Annotated in this window: 24 protein-coding genes; 11 read left to right on the top strand and 13 right to left on the bottom strand. The window is 72.4% G+C overall.

What is annotated here, in order from left to right; all coding sequences use genetic code 11:
• Nucleotides 1-12 precede the first annotated feature (12 nt).
• The gene (locus tag ASG23_RS11660) at nucleotides 13-939 is read right to left on the bottom strand and encodes a sigma-70 family RNA polymerase sigma factor (protein ID WP_200941584.1); all 927 of its coding nucleotides are present in this window, start codon (nucleotides 937-939) and stop codon (nucleotides 13-15) included.
• Nucleotides 940-1,020: 81 nt separating this feature from the next.
• Here ASG23_RS11660 and ASG23_RS11655 point away from each other — a divergent pair, with 81 nt between their 5' ends.
• The 4 genes from ASG23_RS11655 to ASG23_RS11640 are packed head-to-tail and all read left to right on the top strand — an operon-like array spanning nucleotide 1,021 to nucleotide 2,791.
• Entirely contained in the window at nucleotides 1,021-1,839 is an 819-nt protein-coding gene (locus ASG23_RS11655; protein WP_056024901.1) for an alpha/beta fold hydrolase, read from the top strand.
• On the top strand, nucleotides 1,836-2,105 hold the full coding sequence (locus ASG23_RS11650; RefSeq protein ID WP_056024898.1) for a DUF1905 domain-containing protein: 270 nt from the start codon (nucleotides 1,836-1,838) through the stop codon (nucleotides 2,103-2,105). The genes ASG23_RS11655 and ASG23_RS11650 overlap by 4 nt, the downstream gene beginning before the upstream one ends.
• Before the next feature lie 45 nt (nucleotides 2,106-2,150).
• Nucleotides 2,151-2,441, top strand: coding sequence for a DUF4287 domain-containing protein (locus ASG23_RS11645; protein ID WP_056024895.1), 291 nt, complete (start codon nucleotides 2,151-2,153; stop codon nucleotides 2,439-2,441).
• Complete coding sequence (locus ASG23_RS11640) at nucleotides 2,441-2,791, top strand: iron chaperone (RefSeq protein ID WP_056024892.1); 351 nt, start codon at nucleotides 2,441-2,443, stop codon at nucleotides 2,789-2,791. Before ASG23_RS11645 ends, ASG23_RS11640 begins: the two co-directional genes overlap by 1 nt.
• A gap of 6 nt (nucleotides 2,792-2,797) precedes the next feature.
• On the opposite strand, the gene ASG23_RS11635 is transcribed toward ASG23_RS11640, so the two are convergent.
• From ASG23_RS11635 to ASG23_RS11625, 3 genes are read right to left on the bottom strand one after another with little or no spacing between them, the layout of a single operon-like run.
• A complete protein-coding gene (locus ASG23_RS11635) occupies nucleotides 2,798-3,247 on the bottom strand; it encodes an SRPBCC family protein (RefSeq protein ID WP_056024890.1) in 450 nt (149 codons plus the stop codon).
• Nucleotides 3,244-3,717 (bottom strand): SRPBCC domain-containing protein, encoded by a 474-nt coding sequence (locus tag ASG23_RS11630; protein ID WP_056024886.1) that lies wholly within the window; start codon nucleotides 3,715-3,717, stop codon nucleotides 3,244-3,246. The genes ASG23_RS11635 and ASG23_RS11630 overlap by 4 nt, the downstream gene beginning before the upstream one ends.
• On the bottom strand, nucleotides 3,704-4,045 hold the full coding sequence (locus ASG23_RS11625) for an ArsR/SmtB family transcription factor (RefSeq protein ID WP_056024883.1): 342 nt from the start codon (nucleotides 4,043-4,045) through the stop codon (nucleotides 3,704-3,706). Before ASG23_RS11625 ends, ASG23_RS11630 begins: the two co-directional genes overlap by 14 nt.
• 141 nt (nucleotides 4,046-4,186) lie before the next feature.
• Between ASG23_RS11625 and ASG23_RS20700 the strand changes: the two genes are divergently transcribed.
• The 4 genes from ASG23_RS20700 (at nucleotide 4,187) to ASG23_RS11605 (ending at nucleotide 8,249) form a co-directional block, all read left to right on the top strand.
• Nucleotides 4,187-4,432: a hypothetical protein gene (locus ASG23_RS20700; RefSeq protein WP_056024880.1), complete on the top strand. Its 246-nt coding sequence runs from the start codon at nucleotides 4,187-4,189 to the stop codon at nucleotides 4,430-4,432.
• Nucleotides 4,432-5,673, top strand: a complete 1,242-nt coding sequence (locus ASG23_RS11615; RefSeq protein ID WP_200941583.1) for a cupin domain-containing protein — start codon at nucleotides 4,432-4,434, stop codon at nucleotides 5,671-5,673. The genes ASG23_RS20700 and ASG23_RS11615 overlap by 1 nt, the downstream gene beginning before the upstream one ends.
• Nucleotides 5,670-6,554 (top strand): sucrase ferredoxin, encoded by an 885-nt coding sequence (locus tag ASG23_RS11610; RefSeq protein WP_056024877.1) that lies wholly within the window; start codon nucleotides 5,670-5,672, stop codon nucleotides 6,552-6,554. The genes ASG23_RS11615 and ASG23_RS11610 overlap by 4 nt, the downstream gene beginning before the upstream one ends.
• 84 nt (nucleotides 6,555-6,638) lie before the next feature.
• The gene (locus tag ASG23_RS11605) at nucleotides 6,639-8,249 is read left to right on the top strand and encodes a GMC family oxidoreductase (protein ID WP_056024874.1); all 1,611 of its coding nucleotides are present in this window, start codon (nucleotides 6,639-6,641) and stop codon (nucleotides 8,247-8,249) included.
• A gap of 17 nt (nucleotides 8,250-8,266) precedes the next feature.
• Here the strand turns inward: ASG23_RS11605 and ASG23_RS11600 are convergent, their stop codons facing one another.
• From ASG23_RS11600 to ASG23_RS11575, 6 genes are all read right to left on the bottom strand, one after another.
• The gene (locus ASG23_RS11600; RefSeq protein WP_056024871.1) at nucleotides 8,267-8,671 is read right to left on the bottom strand and encodes a VOC family protein; all 405 of its coding nucleotides are present in this window, start codon (nucleotides 8,669-8,671) and stop codon (nucleotides 8,267-8,269) included.
• A 10-nt stretch (nucleotides 8,672-8,681) separates the two neighbouring features.
• Nucleotides 8,682-9,119, bottom strand: coding sequence for a helix-turn-helix transcriptional regulator (locus ASG23_RS11595; RefSeq protein ID WP_056024868.1), 438 nt, complete (start codon nucleotides 9,117-9,119; stop codon nucleotides 8,682-8,684).
• Between the two features lie 51 nt (nucleotides 9,120-9,170).
• Nucleotides 9,171-10,100: an aldo/keto reductase gene (locus ASG23_RS11590; protein WP_056024865.1), complete on the bottom strand. Its 930-nt coding sequence runs from the start codon at nucleotides 10,098-10,100 to the stop codon at nucleotides 9,171-9,173.
• Nucleotides 10,101-10,147: 47 nt separating this feature from the next.
• The gene (locus ASG23_RS11585) at nucleotides 10,148-13,159 is read right to left on the bottom strand and encodes an alpha-mannosidase (RefSeq protein ID WP_056026199.1); all 3,012 of its coding nucleotides are present in this window, start codon (nucleotides 13,157-13,159) and stop codon (nucleotides 10,148-10,150) included.
• A 164-nt stretch (nucleotides 13,160-13,323) separates the two neighbouring features.
• Complete coding sequence (locus tag ASG23_RS11580; protein WP_056024862.1) at nucleotides 13,324-13,965, bottom strand: class I SAM-dependent DNA methyltransferase; 642 nt, start codon at nucleotides 13,963-13,965, stop codon at nucleotides 13,324-13,326.
• A gap of 2 nt (nucleotides 13,966-13,967) precedes the next feature.
• Nucleotides 13,968-16,205 carry a glycoside hydrolase family 3 N-terminal domain-containing protein gene (locus ASG23_RS11575; RefSeq protein ID WP_056024859.1) on the bottom strand — a complete coding sequence of 746 codons (2,238 nt, stop codon included), beginning with the start codon at nucleotides 16,203-16,205 and terminating at the stop codon, nucleotides 13,968-13,970.
• A gap of 65 nt (nucleotides 16,206-16,270) precedes the next feature.
• On the opposite strand from ASG23_RS11575, the gene ASG23_RS11570 reads away from it, so the two are divergent.
• On the top strand, nucleotides 16,271-16,861 hold the full coding sequence (locus tag ASG23_RS11570) for a sugar O-acetyltransferase (RefSeq protein ID WP_056024856.1): 591 nt from the start codon (nucleotides 16,271-16,273) through the stop codon (nucleotides 16,859-16,861).
• Between the two features lie 18 nt (nucleotides 16,862-16,879).
• The gene (locus ASG23_RS11565; RefSeq protein WP_056024853.1) at nucleotides 16,880-17,635 is read left to right on the top strand and encodes a metallophosphoesterase family protein; all 756 of its coding nucleotides are present in this window, start codon (nucleotides 16,880-16,882) and stop codon (nucleotides 17,633-17,635) included.
• Here ASG23_RS11565 and ASG23_RS11560 read toward each other — a convergent pair.
• The 3 genes from ASG23_RS11560 to ASG23_RS11550 all read right to left on the bottom strand — a co-directional run bounded on the left by ASG23_RS11560 (nucleotide 17,619) and on the right by ASG23_RS11550 (nucleotide 24,615).
• Complete coding sequence (locus ASG23_RS11560; RefSeq protein WP_056024850.1) at nucleotides 17,619-22,631, bottom strand: AAA domain-containing protein; 5,013 nt, start codon at nucleotides 22,629-22,631, stop codon at nucleotides 17,619-17,621. The genes ASG23_RS11565 and ASG23_RS11560 overlap by 17 nt on opposite strands.
• Nucleotides 22,631-23,788, bottom strand: coding sequence for a M48 family metalloprotease (locus tag ASG23_RS11555; protein ID WP_162242689.1), 1,158 nt, complete (start codon nucleotides 23,786-23,788; stop codon nucleotides 22,631-22,633). Before ASG23_RS11555 ends, ASG23_RS11560 begins: the two co-directional genes overlap by 1 nt.
• 101 nt (nucleotides 23,789-23,889) lie before the next feature.
• Nucleotides 23,890-24,615, bottom strand: a complete 726-nt coding sequence (locus ASG23_RS11550; protein WP_235521039.1) for a DUF2306 domain-containing protein — start codon at nucleotides 24,613-24,615, stop codon at nucleotides 23,890-23,892.
• 173 nt (nucleotides 24,616-24,788) lie between these two features.
• On the opposite strand from ASG23_RS11550, the gene ASG23_RS11545 reads away from it, so the two are divergent.
• On the top strand, nucleotides 24,789-25,091 hold the full coding sequence (locus tag ASG23_RS11545) for a TFIIB-type zinc ribbon-containing protein (protein WP_056024841.1): 303 nt from the start codon (nucleotides 24,789-24,791) through the stop codon (nucleotides 25,089-25,091).
• The last annotated feature ends 7 nt before the right edge of the window (nucleotides 25,092-25,098 follow it).

Below are 25,098 nucleotides of genomic sequence, written 5' to 3'. Positions count from 1 at the left end.
TCCGCGGATCGATCAGGGCCGGGCCACGGGCAGACCGAACGCCTCGAAGTGCTCGGCGCCGATGAACGCCGTCAGCTCCGCGACCCGGTCGCCGCGGAACGTCAGCACGTCGATCGACCACCCACGGTGCACGTCGTCGCCCGGCGCACGCAGGTACGACGCCACGGCGGGCTGGCCGTTCGCACTCGTCGGGACGTGCTGCCAGGAGCCGCAGGTGAACGCGATCGTCGTCACGAACTCGGTCACCGCCGAGCGCCCGCGGTACCAGTGCGGCAGCGGCGGCATCGACCAGGTCACGTCCTCGGTCAGCAGCGAGCGCAGCAGGTCGACGTCGCCGCGCTCCAGGGCGGAGGAGTACCCGGCGACGACCTCCCGCACGCGCGCGTCGGCCGGCGGCTGGTCGTCGCGCGGCGGCACCTTCTCGGCGACCGTGGCGCGGGCGCGCTGCAGTGCGCTGTTCACCGAGGCGGTGGTCGTGTCCATCCACGTCGCGATCTCGGCGGCGGAGAAGCCCAGCACCTCGAACAGCAGGAGCGCGGCCCGCTGGTTGCCGGGCAGGTGCTGCAGAGCCGCGACGAACGCGAGCTCGACGGCTTCGCGCTGCTCGTAGCGGGCGTCCGGGTACGGGCTGAGCCAGGCGACGTCGGTCAGCGGCAGGTCCCCGACGACGGCGTGGTCGCTCGACGGTCCGAGGTCGACGGGCATCGCGCGACGGCCGCGCCGGGCGATGAGGTCCAGACAGGCGTTGGTGGCGATGCGGTAGAGCCAGGACCGGAGGGCGCTCCGGCCCTCGAAGCCGTCGATCGCGCGCCAGGCACGCAGGAGGGCATCCTGGAGGGCGTCGTCGGCGTCGTGCACCGAGCCGAGCATCCGGTAGCAGTGCGCGTGGAGCTCTCCACGCAACGGTGCGACGAGGTCGGTGAAGTCTTGCGTACGCATCTGCGAAAGATCCGTCATGACCGATGATTCTCCCACTCGGCGCAAGTCCTACTCCCGACACCACCGTCCGAGGAGGACCCGATGACCACCCTGACCACCGCCACCACGCTCGACGTTCCCGGCGCCCGCCTGCACTACGAGCTGCGCGGCACCGGCCCCTTGATCGCGCTCGTCGCCGCCCCGATGGACGCCACCGCGTTCGCCCCGTTGGCCGACCTGCTGGCCACCGACCACACCGTGCTCACCACCGATCCGCGCGGCATCAACCGCAGCTCGGTCGACCACCCCGACCGCGACTCGACTCCGGTCGAGCGCGCGACGGACCTGGCCGCGCTGCTGCGGCACGTCGACGCCGGCCCCGCCACGGTGCTCGGGTCGAGCGGCGGAGCCGTCACCGTCCTGGCCCTCGTCGAGTCGGCGCCGGAGCTGGTGCACACCGCCATCCCGCACGAGCCTCCCTTGCAGGAGCTCCTCCCCGACCACGCCGAGCTGTACGGGAAGACCGAGCAGATGATCGCCACGTACCTCACCGGCGACACCCGCTCGGCGTGGAGGCAGTTCATGGACATCGGGAACCTCCAGATGCCCGACGACGTGTTCGAGATGTTCTTCGGCTCGCCGCGCGAGGGGCAGGACGCGCTCGACGAGCACTTCCAGTTCGCGCACATGCTCCGACACACCGTGCGGTTCCGACCCGACATCGACGCCCTGAGGTCAGCACCGACGCGGATCGTCGTCGGCATCGGCGAGGAGTCCACCGGCGAGCTGTGCGACCGGACCTCGCGGGCGCTCGCGGACCTGCTCGGCACCGAGCCGGCGCTGTTCCCCGGCGACCACATCGGCTTTGTGCAGCAGCCTGACGCGTTCGCGGCGCGGCTGCGCGAGATCATCGACGCATGAGTCTCGACGCCACGTTCACCGCGCCCATCAAGAAGGACGGGGCCTTCGCCACCTACCTGGAGCTGGACGGCTCCGCGGAGCTGCTCGGCACCCGCAAGGCGGTCAAGGTCACCGGCACGCTCGACGGACACGAGTTCGCCGCGACCCTGATGCCGTCGGGCACCGGGCCGCACTGGCTGCCGCTGCGCAAGGCCTTGTGCACCACGATCGGCAAGAGCGCAGCGGGCGAGCTGGTGGAGGTGCACCTCCAGGAGCGGCTGTCGTGAACGGCTGACTTCGTCCTAAGTTCTCTCTGAGGAGAGGAGTCGCTCATGTCGTTCCAGGCCTACCTGGACACCATCGAGGTCAAGACCGGTCTCACGCCGCGGCAGCTGCTGGAGATCGCCCACGAGAAGGGCCTCGACGCTCCCGGCGCCAAGGCGGCCGGCGTCGTTGCCTGGCTGGCGGAGGACTACGGCCTCGGCCGCGGGCACGCGATGGCGCTGTGGCACGTGATCTCCAAGGGACCCACCATCAGCACCAAGCACGTCGGCACGGACGGCGTGCACCGGGACGAGAGCGAGACGCTGTGGCTGGACGGCGCGGCGACGAAGCCGGTCTGATGACCGACCCTGCGACCAGCACGGACGAGTACATCGCCACGTTCCCCGACGACGTCCTCCCGATCCTGACCGAAGTGGCCGCGGCTCTGCGGCGGGCTCTGCCCGGGGCAGAGGAGCGGATCCGGTACGGGATGCCGGCGTTCATGCTGGGCGACCGGTACGCGCTGCACTTCGCCGGGTGGAAGAAGCACGTCGGCCTCTACCCCGTCGCGCCGCTCGACCCGGAGCTGGAGGCCGAGGTCGCGCCGTACCGGGCGGCGAAGGACACGGTGAAGCTCCTGTACCGCGATCCCGTGCCGACCGACCTCGTCGAGCGCATCGCCACCGCGTTGCGCGCCCGGCACGAGTAGCGGCGGTCAGAACGTCGCGGCGAGCTTGTCCAGCGACGACTCCAGGCCCAGCCGCGACAGCTCGGCCGTCTGCGCGTCCGCGTAGCCGCGTTCGACCACGGTCATGAGCCCGTCGCGCACGGTGATGACGTGGGGCACCTCGCGCGGGATGCCGGCCGGGAAGCCGAGATCCTGCGGGTCGTGGGAACCTCCGTCCGCGTCGCTGAACCCGTTGAGGAACTCCAGGCGCTCACCGTCGACGATGCGGGTGTAGGTCCAGGTGTTCCAGAGGTCGACACCGTCGGGCGTCCGCATCGCCACGAGCGAGACACCACCGACGCGCACGTCCATCCGCGCGACGGGGCACGTGAACCCCTGCGGTCCCCACCACGCACGCACGCCGTCGGACGTCGTCCAGGCCGCCCACAGGGCGCTCGCCGGTGCGTCGAACGCCCGCTGCACCTCGAGGTCGGTCATGACGCCAGCACCCGGTCGAGAGCCTCCATCGACGCGCGCGTCCCGGACTCGAGCCCGCCCGAGGGCACCCAGCGGTCACGGTCCTCGACCGACGCGAACAACGACACCGACGTGAGTCGGCAACCGGTCGGCGTGGGCTCGAACGTCTCGACCACGAGCTGCAGCGCGCCCGGTCCTCCCGCCTCGAACTCGTACGTCGACACGAGGCGGTGCGGCGCGCTGACCTCGTGGAAGACACCGTGCATCGCGTACTCGGTGCCGTCGCCTCGCGTCATCACCAGCCGCCACCGCCCGCCGACCCGCAGGTCGTGCTCGTCGACGGCGACCGCGAACCGCTCGGACCCCTTCCAGCGCGGCATCAGCGCGGGGTCCGTGTAGGCGCGGAACGCCACCTCGGCCGGTGCGTCGAAGTCGTGCACGACGACGACATCCTGCCGCCCCGGCTCGACGATCAGCTCAGTGCTTCCCATCACGGTCCTCCTCCTGCCGCAGCGCGGCGATCTCGCGGTCGAGGGCGGCGAACCGATCCCGGAACGCGGCCCGGTGGTGCTCGAGCCAGTCGGTGGCGTCGTCCAGCGCGTCCTCGCGGAGCCGGCTCGGCCGCCACTGCGCGCGCCGCCCCCGGGTGATCAGGCCGGCCTCCTCGAGCACCCGCAGGTGCTTGGAGACGGCCTGCGTCGTCATGTCGAACGGTTCCGCCAGCTGGGTCACCGTCGCCTCGCCGTCGGCCAGCCGGGCGAGGATCGCCCGACGGGTCGGATCGGCGAGGGCGGCGAACGTCGCGCTCAGCGGATCCATCTATGAAACCTTCCGGTTGTGCAACCTCTTGGTTGGATAATGCTCCTGCCGCCGCCGTTCCGTCAAGCGCTTCCAGGACGCCATGGATACGCTCGCCACGGCGGCGACGTCGCTGCACGGCTGCGAGACGAGGGAGTGTCCATGAGCATCAACGACGACGACATCACCAGCGAGCCGGCACCCGCAGGGGAAGGCGTCGCGGACGGCGGCGCGAACCCGGGCGGCCACGACGGCGGCGCGGACGGCTCGGCAGGCGAGGGTCCCGCGGACGGCGGCGCCAACCCCGCCGGCCACGACGGCGGCGCGGACGGTTCCGCAGGCGAAGGAGCGGCCGACGGCGGCGCGAACCCCGCCGGCCACGACGGCGGGGCGGACGGCTCGGCGTAGTGCCCGAGAACGCCCTGGCAGAGCGCGGACCGGTCCTGCGGTCCGCGCTCTCCCGCTGCATCAGCGTCCCCACCGAGCAGTTCGCCCTCGAGCACTGGGGCCGAGCACCGCTGCTGTCGCCGGCGCACGACGACTTCGCGGACCTGTTCTCCCCGGCGGCCGTCGACGAGCTGGTCGGTCGCCGTGGTCTGCGCACGCCGTTCATCCGGCTGGCTCACGAGGGTGCCGTCCTGGCACCCGCTCGGTTCACCGCGCCCGGCGGGCTCGGCGCCGAGGTCTCCGACCAGGTGTCCAGCGACAAGGTGCTGGCTGAGTTCGCGGTCGGCGCGACGATCGTGCTCCAGGGCCTGCACCGGATGTGGCCGCCGCTGGTCGACTTCACGCGGCAGCTCGTCGAGGAGCTCGGGCACCCCGCCCAGGTCAACGCGTACGTCACGCCGCCGTCGTCGCAGGGCTTCTCCCCGCACTACGACACCCACGACGTGTTCGTCCTGCAGGTGTCCGGTGAGAAGCACTGGGTCATCCACGCGCCCGTGCACCCGGACCCGCTCAAGGACCAGGTGTGGACCGACCACCGGGCCGCCGTCGACGAGGCCGGTCGCGGGACGCCCGTCATCGACCAGGTCCTGCGGCCGGGAGACGCCCTCTACCTGCCGCGCGGCTGGATCCACTCCGCGACCGCCCTCGGCGGCACGTCCATCCACCTGACCGTCGGGCTGTCCGCGTACACCCGCGCCGACGTCGTCGACGCGCTGCTGAGCCTGGTGGGCGACTCCGCGGCGCTCCGCGCCTCGCTGCCGATGGGCATCGACGTCGGCGACCCGGACGACGTGCGCCCGATCGTCGAGGAGGCGGTGACCGCCCTGGTCGCCGCGCTCACCTCGACCCCCGATGCTGCCGCGCTGACCGCGAGCCGCCTCGGCGCACGGTTCGGCCGGGACACGCGTCCGGAGCCGGTCGCCCCGCTGGCCACCCTCAGCGCGATCACCTCACTGACCGAGGACACCCGCGTCCGGTGGCGCAGCGGCTACGGCGGCCGCATCGAGACAGCGGGGGACCGCGTGCGGCTGACAGCCCGGGGCACCGTGCTGTCGATGCCCGCCGAGGCCGCACCGGCGCTGCAGGTCCTGCGCGCCGGCGAGCCGGTCACCGTCGGGTCGCTGCCCGGGCTCGACCTGGCCAGTGCGCTCGTCGTCGTCCGCCGCCTGCTGCGCGAGGGCGTGGTGGTGACGTCGCCGTGACCGACCGGTGGGTGCCCTGCAGCGACGGCGCCCGCGAGCGCGGCGACCCCCTCGTCGCCACCGGCTCCCACGGCGACCGCTGGTTCCTCGTCGAGAACCAGGCGGGCTGGGGTCGACGTGCCCTCCTGGACCCCCCGTTCGATGCCGCCCTCGGCCGTGCGCTGGTGCACCGCATCGAGGACGACGGGATCCGACCGCTCGCCATCCGGCGACCGGGCCGGCGGGCGACCCAGGACGGCACCCGGTGGGCGCTGGTCGACTCGCGCCCGGGGCGGGAGTCGGTGCGGTGGGGGCGGGTCGACGAGCCCACCGACCTGTTGGACGTGCCGCTCGACGGCTCGGCGGGCGAGGCGTCGGACCAGCCGATCTTCGCCGTCTGCGCCCACGGCCGGCACGACCAGTGCTGCGCGGTCCGCGGACGGCTCGTCGCCGCCCGCCTGGCGGCGGCGTACCCCGAGCAGACCTGGGAGTGCTCGCACCTGGGCGGCGACCGCTTCGCCGGCACGATGGTGCTGCTCCCGCACGGCCTCTACTACGGCTGGGTCGACGACGCCGACGCGGTCGACGTGGCCGACGCCTACCTCGCCGGACGCGTGGAACCGCGGTTCCTGCGCGGCCGCAGCGCCTACTCGCACCCGGTGCAGGCCGCGCAGCACTTCGCACGTGCCCAGCTGGGGGACGACCGCCTCGACGCGTATCCGCCGCTGCGCGAGGTGCGCACCGACGACGGCTGGACGGTGCGGCTGGCCACGCCCGGCGGCCCGGTGACCGTGACGCTCGTCGAGTCGTCGTCCGCGCCCCTGCTCTCCACCTGCGCGGCGACCCAGGCCCTGCCCGTGCGGCAGTGGGCGCTCGCGGAGATCGTCAGCCCCGCGACGTAGCGGTCGATCCTTGCCCGCCTCGTCGACCCGCGGTAGAACTGGCTGGAGCTCCTTCGGGTCCACGGCAGGGCCAGGAGACGTGCGATGGCCACCGGAACTTACGGCTACATCATCGTGGGCGCCGGGTCGGCGGGCTGTGTGCTGGCCAACCGGCTCTCGGCCGACCCCGCGTGCCAGGTTGCCCTGCTCGAAGCGGGCGGCTCGGACCGCAAGCGGGAGATCCGGATACCGGCGGGGTTCGTCCAGCTCTTCCAGACCGAGTACTTCTGGAACTACCGCACGACCAAGCAGCCGCAGCTGTCGGACCGGGAGCTGTACTGGCCGCTCGGCAGGACCCTCGGCGGTTCGTCATCGCTCAATGGGCAGGCGTGGACCCGTGGGCACCGCGCCGACTACGACGGCTGGGCGCGCAGCTGTCCCGGCTGGTCCTACGGCGAGGTGCTGCCGTACTTCCGGCGGGCCGAGCGCCGCGTGGGGAGCAATCGTGGCGGGGTGTACGGCACCTCAGGTCCGCAGTTCATCTCCGAGCTGCGCGACCCGAACCCGACCACGTCGGCGTTCCTGGAAGCCTGTGCCGAGCTGGGCATGCACCGTCTCGGCGAGCTCAACGAGCCGGACAACACCGGCTATGCACCAACCCCGGTGACGCAGCGCCGCGGGCTGCGGCACAGTGCCGCGGACGCGTACCTGCACCCCGCCAGAAGGCGGCCCAACCTCACCGTCGTCACCGGTGCTCACGCCCAGCGGATCCTGCTCGACGGGAGCCGTGCCACCGGCGTCGAGTACCTGGACGGGGCCGGTGTGACCCGGCGGATCACCGCCACCCGCGAGGTGATCCTCAGCGCGGGCGCCGTCCACTCACCGCAGCTGCTCATGCTCTCCGGCATCGGCGACGCCGACCAGCTGCGAGCTGCCGGCGTGGAGCCGCGCCACGACCTGTCGGGTGTCGGAGCGAACCTGCAGGATCACCTGGCCTGCGGGATCTTCTTCCACTGCCCGAAGCCGATCACACTGGTCGGCGCCGGCTCCCCGGTCCAGCTGGTCCGGTTCCTGCTCCTGCGCCGCGGGATGCTCACCTCCAGCGTGAACGAGGCGGTCGCCTTCGTCCGCAGCGACCCAGCGTTGGCCGCCCCCGATCTTGAGCTCGTCTGGCTTCCTTTCCCGATCCTGGGCGAGGGCCTGTCCGCTGCACCCGGGCACGGGGTGACCCTGGCGGTGGAGCTCCTGCAACCGGAGAGCCGCGGCAACGTCCGGCTCGCCAGTGGCGACCCGGCGGAGCCGCCGGTCATCGACCCGGGCTACCTCACCGCCGAGTCGGATCTGCGCGGTCTTGTCACCGGCGTGCGCATCGCCGAGCGGCTGTGCGACGCCGCGGCGCTGCGTCCCTACGTCGGCGCCCCCATGGCGCCCTATCCGGGCAAGGTCGATGACGCGACGCTGACGACGCTCGTCCGGGACTACGCCCAGACGGCGTACCACCCGGTCGGCACCTGCCGCATGGGCAGCGACGATGCCTCGGTGGTGGACTGCGAGCTGCGGGTCCGCGGCCTGCACGGGCTGCGCGTGGTCGACGCGTCAGTGATGCCACGGATCATCCGCGGCCACACCAACGCGCCGACCGTGATGATCGCCGAACGCGCCTCCGACCTCATCCGAGCCGGCAACCACTCACCAGGCGCCGCGAACAGCGCCTGACGACAGCGACGGGTCCCTCAGGACGTCTGCGAGATCCGGATCTCGTTGCCCGACGGGTCCCGGAACGCACAGTCGCGGGGGCCCCAGCCCTGGTCCTTCGGCTCCTGGAGAACCTCGGCACCGGACGCGCGGACCGTCTCGAAGACCTTGTCCACGTCGTCGGAGGCGAACACGAGCGCCGGCAGCGAACCCTTGGTGAGGAGCTCCTGGATCGCGTCGCCCTCGGCCTGCGAGCGGCCGGCGTGGGGCTGGGAGAGCACGATGCCCAAGCCGGGCTGAGCGTCGGTGCCCAGGGTGACCCAGCGGAACCCGCCGGAGGAGACGTCGTTCTGGACCTCGAGGCCCAGGGCGTCCCGGTAGAAGCCGAGGGACTCCTCGACATCGTTGACGGTGATGTTGGTGTACTGGAGTGAGATCGTCATGACGTCGAGCCTAGGAAGCGGTCGCGGGCGTCGCTTCTCCGATCCTGCTCGCTTTGCGGACCGGGCGCGTGTGAGCCTTCGCGATGCACGCGGGCATGGCCTCGACCGCCGAGTGCTCCCGACGGCGGTAGGCCGTCGGTGTCTCGCCGGTGATCTCGGTGAACCGGGAGCTGAACGAGCCGAGCGACGTACAGCCGACCGCCATGCACGCGTCCGTGACGCTCATGCCCGCACGCAGCAACGCCATCGCGCGCTCGATCCGACGGGTCATCAGGTAGCTGTACGGCGTCTCGCCGTAGGCCGCGCGGAATTGTCGCGAGAAGTGCGCGGGCGACATGAGCGCCCGGGCCGCCATCGTGGGGACGTCGAGCGGCTTGGCGTAGTCGCGGTCGATCAGGTCCCGGGCGCGGCGCAGGTGGGCGAGGTTCTCGAGCTCCTGCGGAGTCACGATTCGACGCTAGCACCGGCCTCACGCGCTGGTCACGGCAGTGCAGCCGCCCTACGGGACGATGTAGCCCGCCGTCCGGAACAGCTCGTACCACTCGGCGCGCGTCAGGGGGATGTCCGACCCCTGCGCCGCACCGGTTACGCGGTCCGGGCTTGTCGTCCCCAGCACCACCTGCATCCGCGCGGGGTGCCGGGTGATCCAGGCCGTGGCGATGGCGATCGCGGGCACGTCGTACTTCGCCGCCAGCCGGTCGATGACCGCGTTGAGCTCCGGGTAGTCGGGCGAGCCGAGGAAGACGCCGGTGAAGAAGCCCGCCTGGAACGGCGACCACGCCTGGATGGTGATGTCGTGCAGTCGGCAGTAGTCGACGATGCCGCCGTCGCGGTCGATCGACTGGTCTTCCGCCTGCATGTTCGCCGCGACCCCCTGGGCGATGATCGACGAGTGCGTGATCGACAGCTGCAGCTGGTTGGCGACGATCGGCTGCCGGACGAACTTCTTCAGCAGCGCGATCTGCCCGGGCGTCTGGTTGGACACGCCGAACGCGCGCACCTTGCCCGCCGCCTCGAGCTCGTCGAACGCTCGCGCGACCTCCTCGGGCTCGACCAGGGCGTCCGGGCGGTGCAGCAGCAGGATGTCGATGTAATCGGTGCGGAGCGCGGCCAGCGAGCCGTCCACCGACTCGATGATGTGCTCGTAGGAGAAGTCGAAGCCGTCGGGCGGGACGATGCCGCACTTGGTCTGGATGACGACCTCGGCGCGGTCGGCCGGAGTCAGGCGCAGCGCCTCGGCGTACCGGCGCTCGCACACGTGCATCGCGCCGCCGTAGATGTCGGCGTGGTCGATCATCGTGATCCCGGCGTCCCGCCCGGCGGCCACGAGAGCGCGTATCTCGTCGTCGGCCTTGTCCGTGATCCGCATGAGCCCGAGCACCACGTTGGGGACGACGAGGTCCGTGCCGGGCAGGGTGAAGGTCTTCACAGCGGGGGGTCCTCTCGAGGGTGCCGATCGTGCACGACCATCGTCGGTCAGGCTCGCGGCAGGCGCAGCGTCACCAGCTGGAACGGCCGCAAGGAGAGCTCGACGGCCTCGTCGGTCGCCGTGACGCCGGGAGCGTCGACGTCCCGCTCCAGCAGGTCGACCGCCCTGGCACCGGCGACGGCGAACCCGGGCACGAGTGTCGCTCGCGCCTTCCCTCCCACCGACTCGTACAGGCGCACGATCACGTCGCCGCTCCGGTCCTCGGCAAGCTTGAGCGACTCGACCACGACCGCGGGGTTCGACACCGTGACCAGCGGTTCCGCCGTGCGAGCGCCGAGGACCACGCGCTCGCGCAAGTTGGTGCGGTAGCCGTCCACGACGGCATCGGCGATCCCCGCACCCGGGTGCAGGACGGTGGTCATCCGGTGCTGCCCCTGGTCCGCCTCCGGGTCCGGGAACAGCGGAGCCCGCAGGAGCGACAGCCGGACGGTCGTCCCCGAGCCACCGGGCCGGCGCGTGACGTCGTGGCCGTAGGTGGAGTCGTTGGCGATCGCGATGCCGTAGCCGGTCTCGCCGACGTGCACCCAGCGATGCGCGCAGACCTCGAACCGGGCCGCGTCCCAGGACGTGTTGGTGTGCGTCGGGCGGAAGACGTGGCCGAACTGGGTCTCCGCGGCCGACCGGTCCGCCAGCACGTCGAGCGGGAACGCGAGCTTGAGCAGCTTCTGCCGCTCGTGCCAGTCGACCTCGGTGACGATCTCGACGGCCGCGCTGCCGCGGCGCACCGTGATGTCCTGCACCAGCCGGGAGGCACCGAACGAGCGGGTGGTGCGCACGACGACGGCGTCGGGAGTCTCGCTCACCACCTCGCGGCTGTCGGCGTCGAGCAGGTCGGTGCCCACCCGGCGGTACTCCTTGTCGATGTCCCACGCGTCCCACTGCGCGGGGGCGTCCCGGTGCAGCTGCAGCAGGTTGGCCGGCGCACCAGCCGGGATCACCTCGCGGTCGGCCACCAGGTCGCGCAGCGAGTCGATCTGACCGCCGGCCGTCAGGTGGACGTCGACCAGCCCGTTGCGGACGCGAAACGTGCCGTCGTCGTCGCGGACGAGCGTGACCGCGTCCCCTTCGGCCGGCTCCACCGGCCCGGCGCCCAGAGCGCGCACCCCGGATCGGGCGTGCGGCGCCGCGTTGAGCAGCACGGGCGCATCACCGTCACCGACCACGCAGGCGGCCGCGGTCGCGATCAGGTCCTCCAGCTCCGCGCCGATCGTGGCGTACGTCTCCTCCGCCTCGCGGTGCACCCAGCCGATCGAGCTGCCGGGCAGGATGTCGTGGAACTGGTGCAGCAGCGCGGTGCGCCAGAGCCGCTCGAGGTCGTCGTACGGGTACTCGGCCCCCGTCTGGACCGCCGCGGTGGCCGCCCACAGCTCGGCCTCCCGCAGCAGGTGCTCGGTGCGCCGATTGCCCTGCTTGGTGCGGGCCTGCGACGTGTAGGTGCCGCGGTGGAACTCGAGATACATCTCCCCAGTCCACACCGACGGCTGCGCCAGCTCGGCCTCGGCCCGGGCGAAGAACGTGTTCGGGCTGCCCATCTCCACCGTCGGCGCCCCCTCGAGCGAAGCGAACCGGCGCGCGGACGCGACCATCTCCCGCGTCGGGCCGCCACCGCCGTCGCCCCAGCCGAACGGCACGATCGACGAGCCGGCGGCGCCCTTCTCCGCGAAGTTCCGCTCGGTGTGCAGCAGCTCGACCGCCGACAGGTCGGAGTTGTAGGTGTCGACCGGCGGGAAGTGCGTGAGCACGCGCGACCCGTCGATGCCCTCCCAGGTGAACGTGTGGTGCGGCATCCGGTCCGTGTCGTTCCAGGACAGCTTCTGCGACAGGAACCAGCGCGACCCCGCCGACCGCACGATCTGGGGGAGCGCCCCGGAGTAGCCGAACGAGTCGGGCAGCCACACGTCCTGCGTCTCGACGCCGAGCTCCTCCAGGAAGAACCGCTTGCCCGCCACCATCTGCCGGGCCATCGCCTCGCCGCCGGGCATGTTGGTGTCGGACTCGACCCACATCCCGCCGACGGGGACGAACTGGCCCGCAGCGACCTTCTCGCGGATCCGCGCGAACAGCTCGGGGTAGTACTCCTTCATCCAGGCGTACTGCTGAGCCGACGAGCACGCGAACACGAAGTCCGGGTCGGCGTCCATCAGTGCGATGACGTTGGAGAACGTCCGGGCGCACTTGCGCACGGTCTCGCGCACCGGCCACAGCCACGCCGAGTCGATGTGCGCGTGGCCCACCGCGTAGACGTGGTGCGCGCTGGCCGAGGCAGGTGCGTCGAGCAGCGGGCGCAGCGACGTGCGGGCGGCAGCGGCGGACCCCGCGACGTCGTCGGGGTCGACCGTGTCGAGCAGCTCCTCGAGCCCGAACCGGATGCTCGCCCGACGCGTCGAGTCCGCGGGCAGCGCCTTCATCAGCCCGATCAGCGCCGTCAGGTCCTGCAGCAGCTCCCACACGGCGACGTCACGCAGGGCGACGTCGACGCGCTGCAGCACGTACTGCGGGTCGGTCCCCGCCGTGGCCAGCTCGCCGTACGGCGTCGGGACGAAGCCGAAGCCGCCGGCGATGTTCGGGTTGCCGGCCGCCTCGACGAACACGTCGACGTGCCGGTCGCCGCTCCACGGCACGGCCTGGTTCATCGGCGAGACGCCCTTGATCGTCGTGCCGTCCGGCCGCCAGACCAGCCCCTCGGCCTGGAATCCCGGGTTCGACCGGGAGAACCCCAGGTCGATCACCAGCTCGACCGCCGTGCCCTCGCCCGACCAGCCCTTGGGCACCTCCCCGGTGACGTGGAACCAGGTCGTGCTCCAGGGGGCACCCCACGCTAGGCCGGGCGCGACCGGCTGATACTCCTGACCGACCGCCTCCGGGAACGGGACCGGCTCGCCCGGAACGGTCCAGGCGGTCAGGGCCAGCGGGACGCGGCCGCGGTAGACGGCGGGGACGATCTGGTCAGCCACGAACCGGTCGATGCGCGCCTCGGCGAGCAGGGGGTTGCCGTGCACAGTGCTCCTCTGTCGCGGGCGTTCAAGGTGCGTGAGCGTGCCCGACCGGCCCGGTCCCAGCCGCGACGCCTCGCCCTCCTCGCGCACGAGCCCTTGCTCGAGCAGCCGCCGCGTCGCGTTGGTCACCGTCTGCGCGGAGAGCCCGGTCGGCCGGGCCCATCATGTCACTGCGCCGTCAGGCTCCCCCGGCGGCGGGCTAGCAGGCTCGCCTGGGGTCGCCGCTCCTGGCCGACGGGCTGCCGGACCAGACGGGCGTCGACGACGAACCCCGCATCGTCCAACAGGGCCGCGACGGTGTCGGGCGAGTGCAGCCACGCGTCGCACTCGACGTCGTGCCCGTACGCGTGGGTCATCGACCGGTGCTCGTCGTGCCCGGCCTGGAACCCGAGGAGCAGGTGGCCGCCGGGGGCGAGCACGCGGCGCAGCTCGGCGACGACCGCGGGCAGACCCTCGGGTGGCGTGTGGATGATCGAGTACCAGGCCAGCACGCCCGCCACACTCCCGTCGGGGAGGTCGAGGGCGGTCATGGACCCGACCTCGAAGCGGAGCGACGGGTACGCGCGCCGTGCCACCGCGATCATGCCGGACGACAGGTCGATGCCGACGACGTCGATCCCGAGCCCGGCCAGGTACGCGGTCAGACGGCCCGTCCCGCAGCCGACGTCCGCGACAGGGCCGTCGACACGATCGGCGAAGTCGGCGAGCATCGCGCGGTCGAGCGGCCCCTCGGCGTCCAGCCCGGTCACCAGGCGCGCGTAGTCCTCCGCGACGGCGTCGTACGTCGCCCGGGTGGCGTCGAGGTCCATGGTCAGCCCGTGACGACGAAGCCCGCCCGCAGGAGCACCTCGTCGCGCGACGACGGCCCTACCAGCAGCTCGAACTTTCCCGGCTCGACGATCCGGACGCCGCTCGCGTCGACCAGCGTGCAGTCCGCGACCGGCAGCGTGAGGTCGACGACGACCCGCTCGCCCGGAGCGACCTCCACCTGCCGGTACGTCTTGAGCTCCTTGATGGCCCAGGTCACCGACGTGACGGTGTCGCGGACGTAGACCTGCACGGTCTCCCGCGCCGGCCGGTCGCCCGTGTTGTGCAGCGTGACGTGGGCGCGGACGGTGTCGTCGAGGCCGAGCACCGGATCCACCACCTGGAGGTCGGTGTACTCCACGGTCGTGTAGGACAGCCCCTCGCCGAACGCGAACGGCACCCGCTGGGTCAGGTCGGCGTACCGGGTCCCGTGCTGGCCGGGAAGCTGGTTGTAGAAGACGGGCAGCTGGCCGACGTGCTCCGCGAACGAGATCGGCAGGCGCCCGGACGGCTCGATCCGGCCCAGCACCAGCTCGGCGATCGCCTGCCCGCCGAGCATCCCGGGGTTCGCGGCCCAGATGATCGCGGCGGCGTTCTTGGCCGAGGCGGGGAGCACGTGAGGCTTGCTCGCGATGACGACGACGACCAGGGGCGTGCCCGTCTCCGCGAGAGCGTCGAGCAGCGCGACCTGCCCGCCGACGAGCTCGAGCGTGGCGGTGGACCGGCCCTCGCCCACGAGCTCGATCCGGTCTCCGACGACCGCGACGACGACGTCGGCATCGCGAGCCGCGGCCACCGCCTCGGCGATGAGCGTGGCGTCGGGTTCGACCGGGAACACGACCTGCGGGCGCGGCTGGCCGTCGGGGAAGAACGCTCCGTCGGGGTCGGCGCCGAGCGTGAGGATGTCCGCGCCGCGCGCGTGGGTGACCGTCCAGCCGTCCGGGACGTGGTTGCGGAAGCCGTCGAGCACCGTCTGCGTCATCTCGCGCGGGTGGCCGTCGGGCAACCAGTCGGCCTGGCCCGACGAGCCTGCCCAGTCGCCGAGCTGGGTGTGCTGGTCGTCGGCGTTGGGGCCGACGACGGCGACGGTCTTCCGCGCCGCGCCGAGCGGCAGCGTGCCGTCGTTGGTGAGCAGCACGAGCGACCGCCGGGCCAGCTCGAGGTTGAGCTCGGCGTGCTCGGCCGAGCCGATGACCGCCGTCTGCCGCTCCAGCGACGGGTGCCGGGGGTCCTCGAACAGTCCCAGCTCGAACTTCAGGGTGAGGATCCGGCCGACGGCCGCGTCGAGGGCAGCCTCGTCGAGCAGCCCCTCGTGCACCGCCTCCTGCGCCCCCTCGAAGAAGCCCGGCGTCGTCATGACCATGTCGTTGCCGGCCCGCACGGCCGCGGCCGACGCGCGCGCGTAGTCGGGCTGGATGTGCTGCTCCCACACCATCCGCCCGACGTTGTCCCAGTCGGTGATGAGCGTGCCGTCGTAGCCCCACTCCCCGCGCAGGACCTCGTTGAGCAGCCAGTTGTTGATCGTGATCGGGACGCCGTCCATCGACTGGTACCCGAGCATGAAGGTGCGGCAGCCCTCACGCGCTACGCGCTCGAACGGCGGCAGGAACCACGACCGGAGCTTGCGGCGGGAGATGTCGGCCTCGGTGGCGTCGCGGCCGCCCTGCGTCTCGGAGTAGCCGGCGAAGTGCTTCGCCGTCGCCAGGATCGCCGTCGGGTCGGAGAGCCCGTCTCCCTGGTAGCCACGGACCATGGCGGAGGACAGCTCGCCGATGAGGAACGGGTCCTCGCCGAACGTCTCGCTCACGCGGCCCCAGCGCAGGTCGCGGGCGATGCAGAGAACCGGGGAGAACGTCCAGTGGATGCCGGTGGCGGCCACCTCGACGGCGGTCGCGCGCGCGGCCCGCTCCAGCAGGTCGGCGTCCCACGTGGCCGCCATGCCGAGCTGCGTCGGGAAGATCGTCGCGCCTTCCCAGAAGGAGTGCCCGTGGATGCAGTCGTCCGCGATCAGCAGCGGGATCTGGAGCCGCGTCCTCGCGGTCAGCTCGTGCGCCTCGCGCACCCGTTCCGGGGACGTGTGCAGGATCGACCCGACGTGCAGGTTCAGGACGAGGTCGTCCACGCCCTCCTGGGCGTTGAGCTGCATCATCTGCCCGACCTTCTCGGGGAGCGTCATGCGCCCGACGAGGTCGGCGACGCGCTCGGCGATGGGAACGGCAGGGTCCTGGTAGGGCGCGTTCATGGCGATGTCCCGGCCTCGGATCGATTCGAGCATGATGTCTGCGGGACACCCTAGAGGAGCGTGCAATGACGGACGAGTACGACGCGGTGCGAGCGAAGCTGAACACCGGCGAGCTGTATGTGGACTACGGGCCAGGCCTGGAGGCGCTCGAGGCGGAACGCGTCGCCGGCAAGGAGCTGACGTACGACTTCAACCACTCGCGCCCGGGCGAGGCGGCGCTGCGGACCGAGATCCTGCACCGGCTGCTCGGGAGCGCCGGCGACGGGATCTGGATCGAGCCGCCGTTCCACGTCTCGTACGGCTCGCACGTGCACATCGGTGACGGGTTCTACGCCAACTTCAACCTGGTGCTCGTCGACGACGCCGACATCCACATCGGCGACCGCGTGATGATCGCGCCGAACGTCACCATCTCGACGGCGGGCCACCCGACCGTGCCCGAGGAGCGCGCCGGCGGCAGGCAGTTCTCGCTGCCCGTGCGGATCGAGGACGACGTGTGGATCGGTGCGAACGTCGTGATCCTGCCCGGCGTGACCATCGGCGCGGGCAGCGTCGTCGGTGCGGGGTCGGTCGTCACGCGCGACGTCCCACCGCGCGTGGTCGCCGTCGGATCGCCGTGCCGCGTCCTGCGGTCGGTCGACGAGACCGGGCGGTGAGCCGATAACTTGGCGCGCGTGACCGGTTCCGAACGCATCGCCGTGCTGTCCGACGTCCACGGGAACCTGACCGCGTTCGACGCCGTGCTGGCCGACATCGACGCGCGCGGGATCACCACGATCCTCAACCTGGGCGACGTCGCCGGGAAGGGTCCGCGCGGCTCGGCGTCGATCGCCCGCACCCGCGCGCGCTGCGCGCTGACGGTCCGCGGGAACTGGGACGACTTCCTGCCGGTGTCGGGCGAGCACCACGACCCGTCCATCCGGTGGTGGCACGACGAGCTCACCGCGGACGACCGGACCTGGCTGTCTTCTCTGCCGCTCAGCCACGACCTGGTGCTGGCCGGCCGGCAGGTCCGCCTGTTCCACGCGTCCGCGACGAGCGTCTACACCCGCGTCCACTTCCACCACACGGACGACGAGTTCGCCGCGATGTTCGCCAGCACCGAGCTCACCGGCGACGGCCCGGAACCGGCCGTGGTCCTGTACGGCGACGTGCACGACGCCTACGTCGAGACGTTCCGCGGCCGGACCCTGGTGAACGTGGGCAGCGTCGGCAACCCGCTGGACGAGACGACCGCGTCGTACGTGATCCTTGAGGCGGTCGGCGAGACGTTCGGCATCCAGATCGTGCGCGTGCCGTACGACGTGGAGGCCGAGCTCGCCGTCGCGGAGGCCGCGCAGATGCCGACGTTCGAGTCCTGGGCGGTCGAGCTGCGCACCGGGATCTACCGCGGCCAGCACGCCGAGCTGGGCCTCAGCGTCCGGAGCTGACGCCAACCGCGGCCACCAACCGCCGCACCACGTCGTCGGGGTCCGACTCCCACTCCGTGGCCAGCACCTGCACCACGTGCCAGCCGCCGGAGCGCAGCGCGGTCGGCTGGGTGACGCGGCGCTCGTCGAGCGAGTGCGCGGAGAGCCGCGACGGCTGGTCGACGAGCACCCCGACCGTGTGCTCCGCGGCGCCGACCGGACGCAGCGCCAGGTCGGCCCGGAACGCGGACTGCCCGACGCCGGCGACGACCTCGACGCCGGCCGCGCGGACCGCGTCGGCGATCTGCTCCACGATCGGCGCGGTGGAGGTCACCGCAGCACGCCCGGTCCGCTCCCGCAGGGACGCGAGGACGCCCGCCGCGGCAGCCGCGTCGCCGTTGGACACCGCGTCGGCGTAGTGCAGGAAGCCGCGCAGGGTGTTGGCGCCGTCGTTGTAGGTGTTGGTGATCGCGGTGTGGTCGATGCTGCTGACCAGGACCATGTGCCGACGGGCGCGGCTGAAGATGACGTTGAGCCGCTTCTCGCCGCCCGCGTTGTTGATGGGCCCGAAGTTCATGCGCATCCGACCGTCCGGGCCGGCGGCGTAGCAGACGCTCATGAGGATGATGTCCCGCTCGTCGCCCTGGACGTTCTCCAGGTTCTTCACGAACAGCCCGACCACCTGGCCGTCCTCCTCGCGCGCGACCTCGGCGTCGTAGTGGCGGGCGAACTCGCTGTCCTCGCGGCCCAGGCGCTCCAGCGCGCGCTCGATCTCGGACTGCTGCGCCTCCGAGAACGCGACGATCCCGAGCGTCTGGCCGGTCCCCCGTGCCAGCAGCTCGCGGACCAGGTGCGCGATCCAGACCGCCTCCTGCGGGTTGGTCCGCTGCCTGTAGACGCCGTCGAGCACACGCATCGCGCTGATGCTGCGCTCCAGCAGACCGTCCACGGCGGCGGCGACGTCGTCGGGCGAGGGGACGTCGCTGACCGACACGTCCAACGGACGCGCCCGGACGTGCGTGAGGGTCCGGTCCGGGATGGTGGTGAGCCGGCCCTCGTAGAACGCCGCGTTGCTGAACTGGATGAGCGCCTCGTACTGGCTGCGGTAGTGCCAGGTGAGCATCGTCGACGGCAGCCGCACCGACCCGACCGCGAGGAAGCTGTCGGAGTCGAGCACCACGCCCACCGGGGCCTCGTCGTCCTCCGCGCCCTCGACGGGTGCCTCGGCGGCGCCGCCGACCTGGAAGTACCGCGTCGGCGGCAGCTGCATCCGGTCGCCGACCACGATGACCTGGGCGCCGCGGAACAGCGCCGGCACGGCCTCCTCGACGGGGATCTGGCTGGCCTCGTCGTAGATCACCACGTCGAACGACGTGTCCAGCGGCAGGGTGTCCGACAGCGACGACGGGCTCATCAGCCACACCGGCCGCATCGCCGCGACGACGGCTCCGGGTTCCGCCGAGGCGAGGTGCCGGATCGACTTGTAGGCGCGCACCTTGCCGAACTCGTGCTCCAGCTCACGACGTCCCGCCATCCACGTCGCCTTGAGCGCGCGGTCCTCCGGATGCATGCCGGTGACGCTGCGCTGCGAGTGCGCGACCGACTCCGCGAACCTGGCCCGCAGCCGGGCGGTGACCACGTCGGCGTTGGCACGCTGGAGCGCCGGGGCGCGCTCGGCGACGCGGTCCAGCAGGTCATCCAGGCGCTCGCCGTCGAGCCGGTTCAGAGCGGGGTGCTGCGCGCGGGCCTCGCGCATCGACGCGGCGACGACGGCGTGCTCCAGCTCGTCCGGCGAGGCATCCAGCTGCCGCAGCGCACGCAGGACGGTCGGGGCGACGGCCAGGTCCCGCAGCGAGCCGGCCGCCGCCCGCACGAGCGCCTGGCCGTCGGCCCCCGTCAGGCCGCGCAGCTCCTTGCGCAGGGCGCTCATCGGGAGGTCGTCGGCGCCCGCGACCAGGCCGGTCAGCCGCGTCCGGACCGCGTCGACCTGCTCCGGGAGCCGGTCGAGGACGTCGTCGGGCTCGGTGTCCGCCAGGCGCGTGCGCCACACCGCGAGCGCGCCCGTGTACCGACGGATCGCGGTGATCCGGTCGCTGAGCACCGCGAGGTCGCCGTGCCCCCACTCGCGGGCCAGCTCCTGCGAGAACGCGTCGGCGCGGGCGGCCGTGTCGTACCGGGCGACCAGGAGCTCCAGCGCCTGGGTGACCGTCGGCCGGACCTGCCGGTCGCCGGCGTCGAAGCCGGCCGCGACCAGCTTCTTCACGCGCCGCCAGCCGCCGTCGAGGAACTTCCACATCGACTGTTCGCGTCGCCGCGCGATGTCCAGGGCGGCCGCCGCGTCGGGCGCGGACAGCGGCTCGCGCCAGCCGGTCGCTGCCCGGTCGGCCGCGTCCGCCGTCGCCTCGACCTCGCGCCACGCGACCGTCGCGTCCTGGAGCCGGCGGGCCACCGGGGTCCGCGGGGTCACGGCCGTGCCGAGGTCGCGCTGCACCAGCGGGGCCAGGACCGCGTGCATCTGCCCGACCGCGTCGGCGTCGTCCACGGTGAGGCCGTCGCCGTCCGCGGACGCACCGGCGGCCACGAGCAGGGCGAGCACCGCGTCGATCGCGTGCACCGCCTCCTGCGCGCGCTGGGCGACCACCGCGTCGGCGCGGGACTCGTCGAGGACTGCCGGGTCGACCAGCCGGACCGGGGTGCGGGCGAGCACCGGGGGCGCACCCGCGCGTGCCAGGGCCGCCACGAGCGCGTCCACGAGCGGACGGGCCGGCACCCAGTCGGCGGGCTCGGGCAGCAGCGCCTGCTCGGCCGGGGTCAGGTCGTCACCCCAGCGGAACCCGCGCAGCGCGATCAACCGGTCCAGCACGTCCTGCACACCGGACAGCGCCCGCTCGTACGCGCCGACCTCGGCCAGCGCACCGGCCGTCGCGTCGATCAGCGCCGCCCGGCGGGCCTCGACCGCCTCCAGCGGCTCGTGGTCGGCCAGCCACCGCTCGTACGTGTCGCGCAGACCGTGCACGAACTCCTTCTTGTCCTGCTGGCTGTCGTGCACCAGCGTGCAGATCTCGCCCAGCCCCTGCGCGCGCAGCCGTGCGTGCACCACGTCGAGGGCGGCGCGCTTCTGGCACACGAACAGCACGCGCTTGCCGTGCGCGACGAAGTCGGCGACCAGGTTGGTGATCGTCTGCGACTTGCCGGTGCCGGGCGGCCCCTGGATGACGAAGTTGTCCCCGGAGCGGGCGAGGGCCACGGCGCCCACCTGCGACGCGTCCGCCGGGACCACCAGGTACCGGTCGGCCACGGGGATGGTCGCACCGCGCTCGGCCACGTCCCGCGGGGCCGTGGAGAACAGCTCGTCGAACGCGGCGTTCGGCATCGGCTCGGTCAGCAGGGAGTCGTAGTCGCGGACCAGGCTGAGCGTGCGGTAGTTGAAGTTGGCCAGCGTGACCATCGTCAGGTCGACGTCCCACGTGTACGGGTTGTCGTCGGCCTGGTCATGCAACGAGAACGTCTGCACCGACGACTGCTCCACCACGTGCTGCGGCGCAGGTGCGTCACCCAGCTCGACCGACAGCGGGACCGGCCGTCTCTGGATGCGGTCCTGGTAGATCTGCACGCCCAGCGGAGCCCACCCGGGACGGCGGTACGAGTACGCGTACTGGCGGCGGCCGTACGTCGGCCGGCTGGACGGGCGGCGTCGCCGGTAGGCATGCGCCGCCACCTGCGCGCCGTGCCGGACCAGCTCGATGCGCGGCTTGTCGACGAGGCCGACCACCACGGCCGGCTCCGTGGCGCGCGCCTGCTTCTCGATGCTCGCGCGCAGCTCCTCGACGGCCCCGTCGGCGGCCAGGTCGATCGTCTGCGGCAGCCGCAGCCCGAACAGCTCGTCCAGCTGGTGCCGCAGCACGGGGTTGACCTCGGCGACGGTGCTGGTCAGCTCCAACCGGTACGCGTCGCGCACCCCGCGCTGCTTGGTCAGCGTCACCGGCGCCAGCACCAGCGGCGACTCGACGGGCGTGCCGGGGTCGTTCTTCACGTCGTGCCAGCGCAGGAACGCGACGACGAGGCGCAGCTGGTCCCGCCCGTACTCGGCGCGGTCGCGGCGGGCCGACGAGATCAGCGCGTCGAGCGCCGCCGCGGCGTACGGCGCGTCGTCCCAGCGGACCAGCGAGCCGACGTCCAGCACCTTGCCGTCCAGCAGCCGCGAGGACGCCGGGCCGCCCCACGTGAACAGCTGCGACGCTCGGATGTGTCGCACGTCGAGCACCAGCGGCACCGACGCCTCGGTGAGGTTGATGGTCCGCCCGGTGGGCCGGAAGTGCAGGAGCGGGTTGCGCCGGGACGCGTCGAACAGCCGGTCGCGCAGGTGCTGGAGAACGGCAGCGCGACTGCCTGGGTGATCCTCCGGACGGGCGCCGAGCACCCGGTCGAGGTCGAAGTCCTCGGGCTGGTCGCGGTACGACTCCAGCCGCGAGATCACGTCGGCGAGGTCCTGCGCACGTCGCCGCCGGTCGGGGGCGATCATCGAGCTGGCCACCGTCGCGAGCACCGGGTGCAGCCCGGGCGCCAGCGCGAACAGGTTGTTCCGGCGCTGCTGGAGGAGGGCCGCGTCGTCCTCCTCGGCCAGGTCCAGCCCGCACACCAGCGCGACGAACAGCTCGCCCAGGCTCGCGATGTCGGTGAGCTCGTCGTGATGGCCGACGAGGTGCTCCCAGCGCTGCCAGCCGGCGACGATGCGCATGGTGTTGTCGGCGGACTCCCGGTGCTCCACCTCGACCGCACCCGACAGCTCTGCCGCGGCGATCGCCGAACGGTTCCGGACGGGAGGCCCGGCCGTCGACGCGTCGATCGTCACCGGGTCGTCGCCCTCGTCGTCCAGCGCCGCGAGGCCCCGCAGCGGCGCCACCCGGCCGGTCTCGTGCAGCGCCTGCACCGCGCGGAACAGCGGGAGCAGCAGCCCGAGGACGTCGTCCGCCGGCAGACCGCCCCGGTCCACCGCGCGCCCGACCAGCGGGCGCATCAGCGCACCACCCGCGGGGAGTCCGCCGACGCCATCACCCTGGTCATCGCCCGGTCGCCCAGGTCCAGCTCGTCGCCGATCATCCGCAGCAGCTCGTCGCCCAGGCCGACCCGGCGGGCCAGCGCCAGCACCGCGCCCAGGTCGTCGGCACCGCCCTCGTCGTCGGCCGTGGCGAAGTCGAGCAGCACGGCCGCGAGGTAGGTGCGGGTCTCAGCGCCCAGGGTGGTGGGCATGTCCGTGATCGTCGGGACACCGCCGACGGTGACCCCGAACCGCTGCGCCAGGCTCAGGGCCTCGTCGCTGCGCACGGTGCCTGGCATGTCCTCCGCGACGAGCATCCACACCAAGGACCGCGTGACCTCTGCGAGCCGGTCCTGCCCGAGCACGTCGAGGACCGCGAGGTCCAGCTGCGGACCGAGCGCGGCCTCGATCATCGCGTCGGCGCCGGGGCCGCGCTCCGCCCACTCCTGCAGCGCCCACGCCCGGAGCACGTTCTCCGGGTGGGTGCTGCCGGCGCTCGGCACGCTGTAGTCCACCTCGGCGGCCTGCCGCAGGTACGCGGCGGAGTCGACCTTGGCCAGCCCGGTGACGACCTTGACCAGCCCGCTGACCGTCGTCGTCAGCGACCCGCACGCCAGCATCGCGCCCCGGTCCGCGACCAGCTCGGTGGCCAGCCGGAAGCGGCGGGCGGTCTCCAGGTACTCCGACGGGGTGCGCGCATCCGACTCGGCCGCGTCGAGCAGCCTGGCTGCCGCCAGGTACCGACCGTCGTCCGCGGTCCACAGCACGTGGTGCGCCAGCTCGTGCCCCGCGACCGCGCACAGCTCGTCGGGATCCAGCAGGTTGAGCGTGCTCCCGGACAGGACCAGGACGGCCCGGTCCGGCACGAACACCAGCTCGGCGTTGGCGCCCTGTCCCTGCTCGTCGACGTAGATCTCGATCGGGAGCACGACCCCGAGGGCGTCTGCGGCCCGCTGCACGGCGGTGTGCACCTCGGCGTGCGCGACCGGGTCCACCCGGTACGTCTGCCGCAGCAGCACCTGCTCGAGCTCCCCCGTCGGAACGGTCGGGTACTGGGAGCGGAACGCCACCGGGTTCTCGCGCTCCAGGATCGTCGCGACGTCGCGGTGGTACGCCAACGGTCCCCAGACGGTCACCGCCACCTCCTTCGTCGTCGTCCCAAGTCGTGGCCCGGCGACGATAACGCGAGCGGAGGACATCTCTGCGGAGTCTTGGCACTCGCGTCTTGTCGCGGGCGCTACCCAGCCGGGTCCGCAGTCGCGTGCTCACGCTCCGACGCGGGCGCTCCTTCCGGTGGTGTCGCGGTCCTGACGGCCGGGCGTCCTGACCGGGCGGTTCGCCGCCCGGTCAGGCCCCGCCGCCGGATGACCCACTCCGCGACCGCGAGGTTGATCACCCACGCGGCACCCATCAGCAGCGCCCGCGTCGTCTCGCCCGGTGCGCCGATGACCAGGGTCCAGGGCGCGAAGATCAGCGCCTGGGTTCCCGCACCCTGCCCGATCGCGTAGCCGCGGGTCACCCAGGCGCTGTGCGTGACGACGTCCCGCCGACGGATCGCCACGACACCGAGCACCAGAAATGCGACCATCGCGCTGCCGAACACCAGACGGATCCACCTGAGCAGCGGACCGTCGCCGGCGGGCAGCTCGGTGAAGACCGCCATCCAGAGCCCCGCCAGGGCCGCGACGACTCCCGCCGGAGCGACGACGCGGCCGGCCAGCCGGTGCCACCGAGGCCGACGACGGCGCAGCCCCGGGTGGAACTGGAACGCCCCGAGCAGCAGGAACACGGTGGCGCACACGATGTGGACGACCACGGGCACGGGCATAGTCACGAAGCGCTCGTTGGCGGGGGTCACCTCCGGGTCGCCGCTGAGCTCCGCGAGCCGGAGCCCGCCCGCGAGCATCGGGACCATGCTGAGCAGGATCAGTCCGGCTGGTATCCGCCACGCGTGCCTGGGCACCGGTTCACTCCTCGCGTCGGGCGTCGTCGTCGTTGCGTCGAGCCTGCTGGCCGGGCGCCGTCGAGACATCGGCTCTTCGTCCGTCGCGGGACCGACCGTTCGGCCGATCCGGAAACCCTGCGCGCCGCCCGGACGTTCACCTCCCGACGGCCACCCATCCGGACGGAGACACCATGAACCCGATCGTCTGCCCCAAGTGCGGCTCGGACATGCGCGTGTACGAGCGCAACGGCGTGACCATCGACCAGTGCACCGGCTGCCGCGGGATCTTCCTCGACCGCGGCGAGCTCGAGAAGCTCACCGACGCCGAGGCCTCGTACTACGGATCACGCCAGGAACCCGCTGCCGCCCCCGCCCCCGCGCCCGCCCGCTACCCGGACGACCGCTACCGCGACGACGACCGGTACCGCGGGGATCGCGACGACTATTACAAGAAGAAGAAGAAGCGCAGCTTCCTGGACGACCTGTTCGACTGACCTCTCT

It is taken from the genome of Cellulomonas sp. Leaf395 (genome assembly GCF_001424125.1).
Classification (GTDB): domain Bacteria; phylum Actinomycetota; class Actinomycetes; order Actinomycetales; family Cellulomonadaceae; genus Cellulomonas.
This window is presented reverse-complemented; position numbering and strand designations above follow the sequence as displayed.

Bases quoted from the DNA above. Each gene is read 5' to 3' on its own strand.
- ASG23_RS11660 (WP_200941584.1), bottom strand. From the start codon at position 939: ATGCGTACGCAAGACTTCACCGACCTCGTCGCACCGTTGCGTGGAGAG.
- ASG23_RS11600 (WP_056024871.1), bottom strand. From the start codon at position 8,671: ATGACGATCTCACTCCAGTACACCAACATCACCGTCAACGATGTCGAG.
- ASG23_RS11645 (WP_056024895.1), top strand. From the start codon at position 2,151: ATGTCGTTCCAGGCCTACCTGGACACCATCGAGGTCAAGACCGGTCTC.
- ASG23_RS11640 (WP_056024892.1), top strand. From the start codon at position 2,441: ATGACCGACCCTGCGACCAGCACGGACGAGTACATCGCCACGTTCCCC.
- ASG23_RS11625 (WP_056024883.1), bottom strand. From the start codon at position 4,045: ATGGATCCGCTGAGCGCGACGTTCGCCGCCCTCGCCGATCCGACCCGT.
- ASG23_RS11630 (WP_056024886.1), bottom strand. From the start codon at position 3,717: ATGGGAAGCACTGAGCTGATCGTCGAGCCGGGGCGGCAGGATGTCGTC.
- ASG23_RS11635 (WP_056024890.1), bottom strand. From the start codon at position 3,247: ATGACCGACCTCGAGGTGCAGCGGGCGTTCGACGCACCGGCGAGCGCC.
- ASG23_RS11650 (WP_056024898.1), top strand. From the start codon at position 1,836: ATGAGTCTCGACGCCACGTTCACCGCGCCCATCAAGAAGGACGGGGCC.
- ASG23_RS11545 (WP_056024841.1), top strand. From the start codon at position 24,789: ATGAACCCGATCGTCTGCCCCAAGTGCGGCTCGGACATGCGCGTGTAC.
- ASG23_RS11655 (WP_056024901.1), top strand. From the start codon at position 1,021: ATGACCACCCTGACCACCGCCACCACGCTCGACGTTCCCGGCGCCCGC.
- ASG23_RS20700 (WP_056024880.1), top strand. From the start codon at position 4,187: ATGAGCATCAACGACGACGACATCACCAGCGAGCCGGCACCCGCAGGG.
- ASG23_RS11580 (WP_056024862.1), bottom strand. From the start codon at position 13,965: ATGGACCTCGACGCCACCCGGGCGACGTACGACGCCGTCGCGGAGGAC.
- ASG23_RS11575 (WP_056024859.1), bottom strand. From the start codon at position 16,205: ATGAACGCGCCCTACCAGGACCCTGCCGTTCCCATCGCCGAGCGCGTC.
- ASG23_RS11560 (WP_056024850.1), bottom strand. From the start codon at position 22,631: ATGCGCCCGCTGGTCGGGCGCGCGGTGGACCGGGGCGGTCTGCCGGCG.
- ASG23_RS11570 (WP_056024856.1), top strand. From the start codon at position 16,271: ATGACGGACGAGTACGACGCGGTGCGAGCGAAGCTGAACACCGGCGAG.
- ASG23_RS11605 (WP_056024874.1), top strand. From the start codon at position 6,639: ATGGCCACCGGAACTTACGGCTACATCATCGTGGGCGCCGGGTCGGCG.